The organism is Acetobacter zythi (assembly GCF_963921165.1).
In the GTDB taxonomy this organism is placed as follows: domain Bacteria; phylum Pseudomonadota; class Alphaproteobacteria; order Acetobacterales; family Acetobacteraceae; genus Acetobacter.
This window is the reverse complement of sequence record NZ_CAWUEO010000002.1, coordinates 91,982-101,200: the sequence shown is the minus strand read 5'-3', so window position 1 is coordinate 101,200 and position 9,219 is coordinate 91,982. Positions and strand designations below refer to the sequence as shown.

7 protein-coding genes, 1 tRNA gene and 4 pseudogenes are annotated in these 9,219 nt (G+C 51.5%); 8 read left to right on the top strand and 4 right to left on the bottom strand.

Annotated features, from left to right (window positions below; genetic code table 11):
* Positions 1-6 precede the first annotated feature (6 nt).
* Positions 7-83: transfer RNA gene (locus AABE20_RS04055), tRNA-Met, on the top strand.
* A 349-nt stretch (positions 84-432) separates the two neighbouring features.
* On the opposite strand, the pseudogene AABE20_RS04050 reads toward AABE20_RS04055, so the two are convergent.
* Positions 433-610 (bottom strand): annotated as a pseudogene (locus AABE20_RS04050) (MFS transporter); the annotation flags it as partial.
* A 3-nt stretch (positions 611-613) separates the two neighbouring features.
* Between AABE20_RS04050 and AABE20_RS04045 the strand changes: the two are divergent.
* The 4 genes and pseudogenes from AABE20_RS04045 to AABE20_RS04030 all read left to right on the top strand — a co-directional run.
* Positions 614-817 (top strand): annotated as a pseudogene (locus tag AABE20_RS04045) (P-type conjugative transfer protein TrbL); the annotation flags it as partial.
* Positions 817-2,026, top strand: a pseudogene (locus tag AABE20_RS04040) (error-prone DNA polymerase family protein); the annotation flags it as partial. The pseudogenes AABE20_RS04045 and AABE20_RS04040, both read left to right, overlap by 1 nt.
* Positions 2,027-2,260: 234 nt before the next feature.
* On the top strand, positions 2,261-2,881 hold the full coding sequence (locus AABE20_RS04035; RefSeq protein WP_338331967.1) for a trypsin-like peptidase domain-containing protein: 621 nt from the start codon (positions 2,261-2,263) through the stop codon (positions 2,879-2,881).
* Positions 2,882-3,365: 484 nt separating this feature from the next.
* Positions 3,366-4,256: a LysR family transcriptional regulator gene (locus AABE20_RS04030; RefSeq protein WP_338331963.1), complete on the top strand. Its 891-nt coding sequence runs from the start codon at positions 3,366-3,368 to the stop codon at positions 4,254-4,256.
* 42 nt (positions 4,257-4,298) lie between these two features.
* Here the strand turns inward: AABE20_RS04030 and AABE20_RS04025 are convergent, their stop codons facing one another.
* Both AABE20_RS04025 and AABE20_RS04020 read right to left on the bottom strand, forming a co-directional pair.
* The gene (locus tag AABE20_RS04025; protein ID WP_338331962.1) at positions 4,299-5,174 is read right to left on the bottom strand and encodes an arginase family protein; all 876 of its coding nucleotides are present in this window, start codon (positions 5,172-5,174) and stop codon (positions 4,299-4,301) included.
* Positions 5,175-5,560: 386 nt separating this feature from the next.
* Positions 5,561-5,836: a hypothetical protein gene (locus AABE20_RS04020; RefSeq protein ID WP_338331961.1), complete on the bottom strand. Its 276-nt coding sequence runs from the start codon at positions 5,834-5,836 to the stop codon at positions 5,561-5,563.
* Between the two features lie 39 nt (positions 5,837-5,875).
* On the opposite strand from AABE20_RS04020, the gene AABE20_RS04015 reads away from it, so the two are divergent.
* From AABE20_RS04015 to AABE20_RS04005, 3 genes and pseudogenes are all read left to right on the top strand, one after another.
* On the top strand, positions 5,876-6,313 hold the full coding sequence (locus AABE20_RS04015; RefSeq protein ID WP_338331960.1) for an MFS transporter: 438 nt from the start codon (positions 5,876-5,878) through the stop codon (positions 6,311-6,313).
* An 84-nt stretch (positions 6,314-6,397) separates the two neighbouring features.
* Positions 6,398-7,327, top strand: coding sequence for a quinone oxidoreductase family protein (locus tag AABE20_RS04010; protein ID WP_338331959.1), 930 nt, complete (start codon positions 6,398-6,400; stop codon positions 7,325-7,327).
* A 157-nt stretch (positions 7,328-7,484) separates the two neighbouring features.
* Positions 7,485-7,622, top strand: a pseudogene (locus AABE20_RS04005) (IS110 family transposase); the annotation flags it as partial.
* 459 nt (positions 7,623-8,081) lie between these two features.
* On the opposite strand, the gene AABE20_RS03995 reads toward AABE20_RS04005, so the two are convergent.
* A complete protein-coding gene (locus AABE20_RS03995; RefSeq protein ID WP_338331958.1) occupies positions 8,082-9,110 on the bottom strand; it encodes an adenosine deaminase in 1,029 nt (342 codons plus the stop codon).
* Positions 9,111-9,219 lie beyond the last annotated feature (109 nt).

Sequence of the window (9,219 nt, the reverse complement as noted above, 5' to 3'; positions counted from 1 at the left end):
CACCACCGCGGGGTGGAGCAGCCCGGTAGCTCGTCAGGCTCATAACCTGAAGGCCGCAGGTTCAAATCCTGCCCCCGCAACCATGAATTCTGTTTAATATCAAACGCTTAGGCCGCCCATCGGGCGGCCTTTTGCGTTTCTGCTCCACGCGCAGGATGCGTATAGGATGCAAATGGGAGTGAAAGCGCAGCGTAGTTAGTGCTTAAAACGTGGCATTATCACGATAACGTGATTCCTGCTGGATGACCCTTTGTTCAGTGGAAATTGCGCGATCGGACGACGAGGCGCTCACTGCCAGAGTCTATGCTGGCTGTGGTGTCTGCGTACAAAGTGTGTTTAAGCATCATCTTGGCGTGACTCCCGCCGAATGCAGGAAGCGTTTTGGGCAACTACGTTGATCCCGTCTGTGCCTCAGATCAGCTTTTTCTTCTTTTATGCGTTAACGACTGTTTCCTGCCATGCCACGCGTGCGAGAGCCGTGCTGGCCAAGGCCACCAGACCGATCAGGACAGCACAGCCGAGCCAGCCGTGATGCGCGTAGAGAGGAGCAGGGGCGACAGCGCCGATGCTTCCGCCCAGTGAGATAGAGACCGGTTGCCGCAGACCGTCCTTCTCCGCCATCGCCTCCGTGCTCTTCAAACAGTTTGCGACGTCTTATGGCGATGCCGTTCCTACGATCGGACAGGCGACCTCGGTGGTGCTGGCCTCTCTTGCAATTGTCGGTCTGTCGATTTTTGGCGGCAGCATCGCCAACGGTCTGATCTCCGGCGCCCCCCAGCTTGGGGCAGGGGCTGCTGTCGGCACCGGTATGGCGGTGCCCGACGCGAGGAGATCATCCAGTGGGTCTATGACCATTACGGCCGCGACCGCGCGGCGCTGACGGCGGTCGTGGGGCGCGTTGCGCGACGTCGGCAAGGTGATGGGGTTGCCGGAGGACGTGATCGCGCTCCTGTCCAAGCAGATCTGGGGCTGGTCGCGGCATGTCGAAGCAGAGAAATTTGCCGAGACCGGGATCGATCTGACCGACCGGCGTATCCGCCTGACGCTGGACCTCGCGCGCTGTCTAATCGGTGTGCCGCGGCATCTCTCGCAGCATCCCGGCGGGTTCGTGCTGACCCGCGACCGGCTGGGCGAGCTGGTGCCGATCGAACCGGCGGCGATGGAGGACCGCCAGATCATCGAGTGGGATAAGGATGATATCGACGCCCTGAAATTCATGAAGGTCGATATCCTGGCGCTCGGCATGCTGACCTGCATGAAAAAGGGGCTGGACCTGCTGGCCGCGCACAAGGGCCAGCATTTCACGCTTCAGACCATCCCGGCCGAGGATCCCCGGACCTACGCCATGATCCACAAGGCGGACACGATCGGCATCTTCCAGATCGAATCCCGCGCCCAGATGTCGATGCTGCCGCGCCTCAAGCCGCGCACCTATTATGATCTGGTGATCGAGGTCGCGATCGTGAGACCCGGCCCGATTCAAGGCGACATGGTCCATCCGTATCTGCGCCGCAGGGAGGGGCTGGAAGAGCCGGATTACCCGACTCCCGAACTGGAAGAGGTGCTCAAGCGCACGCTGGGCGTGCCGCTGTTTCAGGAGCAGGTGATGCAGGTGGCGATGGTCTGCGCCGACTTCACCGCCGCCGAGGCGGACGGGTTGCGTCGGGCGATGGCGACCTTCAAGAATACCGGCACCGTGTCGCACTTCCAGACCCGCCTGCTCGAAGGCATGACGCGCAAGGGCTATCCGGAAGAGTTCGCCCAGCGCATCTACCAGCAGCTCGAAGGCTTCGGCTCCTACGGCTTCCCGGAAAGCCATGCCGCATCCTTCGCGATCCTCGCCTACACCTCGTCATGGCTGAAATGCCATCACCCGGACGTGTTCTTGGCGGCACTCCTGAACTCCCAACCCATGGGCTTCTATGCGCCGGCGCAGCTGGTGCGCGATGCCCGGGAGCATGGTGTTGAGGTCCGCCCCGTCTGTATCAACGCCTCGCGCTGGGACAGTACCCTGGAAGGCGAGGATGGCCGCCTACGATTTCGGGTGGATGTGGTACGAGCTTGGGCTCACAGAAATCAGGAAATAGTCCGCTTACGCCTTCTTTCTAGACACAAAAGTGCAACCATATGTTTCTTCTAAGCAGACGTAGCATGTAACGAACGAGTATCGTCCCGCGCCGACCCCAAAGCTATTGAATATGGTCCATCAAAAGTGCATATTGACCAAGTGATATTTCTTTAAAAAATATATTGATAGAAAATTTGGAGAAAAACGTGGGCTACCCTATCCCATCTACGATGCTTTAACAATGGTGGAACCGGATTTATTGTTTCCGCTAATGATAAAAGTTGGCTCGTTACCTGCGTTCACATTGTAACGGGAGTCTTAAATACTACATTAGATGCAAAAAATTTTAATGGTGCGTCTCTAAGTGTATTGGGAACGGACATCATAATTCCGCTCTCTAAAGACGGAAAGAAAACCTTTAACGTTATACCAAACCCGAGAGTTAAAAATGGTTTGATTGATATTATGGCGGTATCTTTGTCATATGATCAGAGGTCTCTTCTTTGCAATTACGAATCTTATGATATCGAATCTATTGTCGATATTGAAGAAGGACAAGAAGTGCATATTGAAGGTTATGCTGGGATAAATATGTTTTCGAAACCAGTTGTATCTACTATTTCTGGGAATATTATCAAATCTAATCGTGCTCGATTTGTCATAAATACACCTAGCATAAAAGGTCTTTCAGGAGGAGCCGTGTGTAGCGAGCAAGGGCTCGTGGGGATTTTGTATGGAAACGAAGGATCAGATGAGTCCCCTGAAGCTGGAGTGTGTCTGAAGCTACAGGTTGTAAAATTCATCTTTTCCTAAATGTATGTTCTTTATTAATACTAGACGTTCCGTTTTCACCTAAAATAGAAGCGTGATCCCTTATTAAGGCATGCCCGATGCTGAAGATCAGCAACAGCCCAGAGCAGGCGGAGCGGCAGGGCGCAGAGATCGTTAGACATAATCGAGCGAATGGCAAAAACTTGTCTGGTTGCTCCAAACCAGACATTTCGCTTCCCCGCCATTGCCGACATTTTCTGCCGAAAAAGCGGGTGCGAGGTTGTCTCGGTGTAGCAGACAGAGACAGAGGGCTGCGCGGATTTCTGTGACGGGTTGAGAGGGTGGGGGAGAGTCTCCTGTCCGCCCGTCATGGAGTTTTTCGCCATGGCGACCGCTATTCCCAAAATCAGCCTGAGTTCGTCCCGCGACATCCCCTTCAACAAGCTGGTGCTGTTGCAATCCCAAAGGTATTTGGTGTTAAGATCGTCAGTGATAACAAGTGATAAAATAGGGTTCAGGTCACCAAGTGTCACGAGAAAATTTTAGCGAACTGCTTTCTTTTCTGGCAGTTGCTCAAGAACGGAGCTTCACGAAGGCGGCGGCCCGCAGAGGTGTTACGCCATCCGCAATAAGCCACACCATGCGTCTTCTGGAGGAACGACTGGGCGTCACCCTTCTGACGAGAACAACGCGGCGTGTCGTTCCCACGCCTGCGGGAGACTATCTGCTACAAAATATTCAGCCGCTTTTCGACGAAATCGAGAACCGGATAGCTAGTCTTGATGAATTCCGTAAATGCCCCAGAGGCAATCTCCGGATCACCGTGACAGATGAATCTCTGGGCTTCTTTTTGCGACCCCGTATTGCAGATTTTCTAAAGAACTACCCCGAAATCTCCCTTGAGATCTCAACGGATTTGCGCCTGATTGATATCGTGGATGAAGGCTTCGATGCGGGTGTGCGCCTTGGAGAACTGGTGACACAGGGCATGATTTCAGTGCCTGTATCGCCTGACATCCAATTTGTGGTTGTTGGGGCTCCGACCTATTTCAAAAGTCATGCCGTCCCCAAAAATCCGGCGGGTCTGCAAGCGCAAAACTGTATCGGTGTGCGCCTGCCAACCCACGGAAAGATTTATCCGTGGCGCTTCAGACAGAAGGGAAAAGACCTGAAGTTTCAGCCCGTCGGCCAATTTGTATGCAACAATGTGTTCAGTGCGCGCGATGCTTGCCTGGACGGCATTGGCCTCGCCTATATCCCTAAAATTGTTGCAGAAGAACACATCCAGAATGGCAAACTGATATCAGTTCTGGAAGCCTTCTGTCCGACGCATCTGGGGTTTCATCTCTTCTACCCCCGACACCATCGACATTCGATGCCTCTGTCGCTGTTTGTCGAGGAAATGAAAGTAAAATGAGAAAGCCTGTTCTTACGAATACAGGCTTTCTGGCACGAAGGTTTAACTGCCGATAAGAGGAAGCTGTTTGAGCATTTCCTGCAGGTTTACCGCATCCCAAGGCATGTGCTCGGCGATTGTCATACCGACCACTTCTTTTTCGGTCGCCACTTCCTGAATCAGTTTCAGAACATCAGGAATGTTGAGCTTGCCTTCGGCAACATCTCCGAAATCATGCTTGCCACGACCCGGCTTTGCAAACAGTAGAGAACGGAAGTTGTGCGGATCCAGCACATCCAGATCCAGATGAATAGCCAGCACTTCGATCTCGCTGTTTTTTAGCCATTCCATGACGGGCTGTGCGCCATCCCGCACCTGCTGGGGTGAACATGTCCGCAATCCATGGTCCGCAATAAACTGGGCTTCGAACGGAAGTGGGTCGTGGATGCCTGCAATCATCACATTCTTTGCAGGAACCGGCTTTGTTACTGCTTTCGTCAGGTCGGGGTCGCCATGGCCTAACAAAGCCCCCAGAACGTGCGCATGTGCGTTCGTATACTGCTTTGGGGTCTGAACGTCTGGATGGGTGTCAATCCAGAGCACACCCAACTTATCGCCATAGCGTTCTGAAAGCCATGAAAAAGGCACGAGCGAGACAAGACAGTCCCCACCCAGAACCGCCAGTGACTTCGGTTGATGGCGTTCAATGATTTTCCGAGCGTTCTGCATCTGTTTCAGCAGAACACTGCGTCCACGCATTTTATCCTCGACTGGCAGAGGAACGTCAGTCGGAGCATCAACCGGAACTTCCTCAACAGGGCCAGCAGAAGGAGGCGCCAGCCAGGCCAGAAGTTTTGATCCAAGATAATAGGGAGGATTATCGCCGCCCTGCCACTGCGGGAAAATAAGCCGCAAAGTTTGGGAATTCTGATCCGCCATGGAAGACCTCCTGTAAGGTAAGTGCACGCGGTCTGTCTCGGCCCCAATCAGACAACTCGCCATCACGCAAGATGTGATGGCGATTATCTTTCTTCTTTCGTAAAAAATCCGAGATTTTCTGGACCACTTCATGCAACGGAGTATTTCATGAGGTGAATAGAATTGATAGACATTCATTGATGAAAGTTATTCACAAACATTTTGATAAAAAACTCTATAGTCATGCAAAGCCTTCGATTTTAAGACAGGAAAATCTCCAAAAAAGGCCGAGGCTGTATCCACGTCGTGTGGATTGCTCCTATCTGAATTCATATGGGAATAGGTGCCATAAATGAATATAATGACTTCACATTCAGTAAATACTCACTTCTTTTTTGTTTGTATGTTTAGTGCGGAATCTCGGAATATAGTTTTCCAACCTGAAGTTTCAGCAAAAATGTTCCCATCATGCAGCATTTGACTTCTCGGGAGCTTTCTTCTGGTCGCCAGAGACTGGCCGTCCTGTCCCTGGCGTTGGGATCATTTGCGTCAGTCACCACCGAATTTCTTCCTGTAGGTATCCTGCCTGATATTTCGAGAACATTTTCTATAAGTTCCGGAACGGCGGGGCTTACCATGACAGTTCCGGGCATGATGGCAGCACTTTCTGCTCCCGGAGTCATGCTGTTTTCCGGACGCACAGATCGTCGCAGGATTATTTTATGGCTCTCTCTTATTCTGCTCGCAGGTTGCCTTATGGTGCTATCGGGTTTGCATCTAACCTTGTGGCTACCCGCTTTTTGGAAAATAATCTCAAAGCAACGCTTTTTGCTTCGAAAATATCGCTGGCAATACCCTTTCTGCTCCTGCCGGTGCTGCTGGTGTTTCCGAAATTTGAAACGGTGCTCATTCTTCTCTGGGCCATCGCCTGGGGGGCTCTGCCACTGTGCCTGAATACCTGGCACCGCAGTATCGAGACCGAACATTCAGAAGCAGCGGCCGCCATGTTCACGTTTACTGCGCAGGTTGCCATTGCGGTTGGCTCAAGTCTTGGAGGCGCGATAGTCGATCACTTCGGGCTGAGAGCCAATTTCTGGATGAGTGCTTTGATTGTTATTCTGAGCGCTTTCTATCTGGCTACCCACAGAAAGGCAGAATGACTTTGTGAGTGTCTAATGTTTTTTCTGCATGGGTGAAGCATCATGAAGTCTTTGGTTTGCACGTCTTTTGGAACAGCCCCCTCAATGGCTATTGAGGAACGTCCTAAACCTTTGCCTCGGCCAGGTTATACTTTGATCAAAATGCATGCCGCGACCGTCAATCAACTTTCCGGGCAAATTCGTCGAGGTCTTTTCAACAAAGCCAAGGCGCCTCTCGTTCTGAGCAATGACGGCGCAGGTACGGTAGAGGATAGTGACCTCTTTCAATCTGGAGCACGTGTTGCAATTTACGGCGGCGGTGAATTAGGGATCACGGAAGACGGTTTGCAACAGGAATATGTATCTGTCAAAAACAGCCATGTCTTCGAATTGCCTGATACTATCAGTTTGGACGAAGGCGCAGCACTCCCTATCAATTATGTGACTGCGTATCAGGCCTTAACCCGTGTCGGACGCATTGAAGCGGGGCAGACGGTTCTGATTTCAGGAGCGGCCGGAGCAGTCGGTCACGCCTTGATCCAGCTTTCGCGAGCTTTGGGGGCGAGGCCTGTTGCAGTCGTCTCCAGCCCCCTGAAGGCAGAAGCTGCCCGTAAGAGTGGAGCGGCGGAGGTTATAGATCTCTCAACTGAGATTCTGTCGGATGTTGTATCTTCCCTTACGGCTGGTCAGGGAGCCGACCTCGCCTTTGATCCAGTTGGCGGCCCTCTGCTCAGGGAACTGATAAAATCGGTGCGTGAACGGGGGTTAGTTGTATCCATCGGGTTTGCTGGCGGTGCTGAAGCCTGTCTGGATCTGGCTGAAATTGTCGTTCATGAGAAACGCCTTCTCGGATACGACGCATGGCTGGAAACGGACGAGGCCGTGTCCAATGCATTCAGCATTATTCGGTCTTTTGTTGAGAAGGATGCTGTTCGTCCAGTCATTGATAGTGCATGGACACTGGAGGAATTTGAGCAAGCTTATAAGCGTCTCGCATCTCGGCAGGCTATGGGGGCTATTCTTCTCAAAGCGTAAAAGTAAAGTTCTCTAGGGGCTTTGAAATCAAATTTGTTTCCTCATCAGAATAATTGAAGCGTGTCTGCTATGTGGAAAGCTAATCAGAGGCATGTATGTCTGACATGTAGGCGGAAGCGGACATAGCTCTGGATGCGTAAGCTTTACGCTTTATGAGGGCATCCGCCTTGGTGGCACATCTCGTGGTCGATTTGATGCTGCCGTACGTGGTGAGGCGGTGGCGCAGAATGCCCTGACGCTCGATCTCATGGAGGCGATGCTGCGGGCGCGAAGCGCGCTGTGGGAGGAATATACCGTGATCGAAATTGTATCGAAAGGATATTCAACAGGCTCAAGCAGTTCCGCCATATCGCCACCCGCTATGACAAAACGAAGAAATCCTTCCTCGTCTTTCTCAATTTCGCTGCTGTCAGCCTGTGGTCACCATCTTTTGTCAACAGAACCTAAACTCAATATTATTATCAGTAATGCTGTCCAAGTTAGTGGGGCGTGCCTCAAGGTTTTTAGCCGTTTATGGGCTTATGAAACAGTTACTTAGGCAGCACACCAAAGAGTTAGGTTGCGGATGCTTGGTATCAGGTTCGCAAAGGGAGTTGGCGATACCGAGTCCTACTTTCCCTCCACATATAGTAAGACCGTTCTTCGATGATGAATTCGGGTATATCTATGGTATCATCCATGCCTTTAGGATATCAGGATACCCGCTTTGGAAGCCGCAGCCGTGTAACAAGAATCCCATGCTGGGACAAAGCCGTCATAAGTCCACCTCATGATGTTTATGGAAAAAGGCATCCAACTTCTGGAGATGAGCCATAGTTTCATAGTCATTCAGAAAGGAGCCGAGAAAACTATTTCGCGCTAAAGTCATACATGCTTCCCGAGACAGGTTTCGTCCCTTTGCGACAGCGCGATAATTGTCGCCTATGTATCCACCAAAATATGCCGGATCATCAGAGTTGATTGTTGCACGCAGTCCATGTGCAAGCATGCGGTCCACTGGATGATCGCACAGATCATTCACGACCCGTAACTTGTGATTAGAGAGAGGGCACACTGTCAGCGCCATAGCTTCTCGGGCCAGACGTGTTGTCAGTTCGGAGTTTTCCAAAGCTCTGTTGCCATGATCAAGTCGGTCGATATGCAGGATATCCAGAGCCTGCTGGACATACTCTGGTGGCCCTTCTTCACCTGCATGCGCCACACGCTTTAGACCAGCGTCCCCCGCTGCGGCAAAAACACGAGCAAATTTGGAAGGAGGATGTCCGACTTCAGATGAATCAAGCCCCACGCCGACGATACGGTCAAACCATGGTTCAGCTGTCCGGAATGTTTTGAACGCTTCTTCTTCATCAAGGTGACGCAGAAAGCACAGAATAAGCTTTGAACTAATGCTGTGTTTTTCTTCAGCTTCCTTCATCCCGGCAAGAAGGCCGTTGATCACAACATTGAACGGAATCCCGCGGTCGGTGTGTGTCTGCGGATCGAAAAAGATTTCAGCATGTGTCACACCATCTTGGGCGGCACGGTCAAAATAAGCAACGGCGAGATCTCGGAAGTCTTCTTCTTCGATCAGAACATTAGCGCCTGCATAATAAATATTCAGAAAATCCTGAAGATTCGTAAAATTATAGGCGGACCGAACCTCATCTACCGACCGGAAAGGAATATTAATTTTGTTCCTATGGGCCAGTCTGAACATCATTTCGGGTTCAAGGGACCCTTCAATGTGTAAATGCAGTTCGGCCTTGGGTAAATTCGTAATGAATTCGGAAATATCAGACATTCTGTCTCCCGATGCTTCTGGTCTGGTCCGGTCTTCAGTAGGCAAGGTTATTGCCTGTGCGGCAAAGCCCGTCGATCTGTGCCAATACATGGCGCGGCTTATGTCCGGG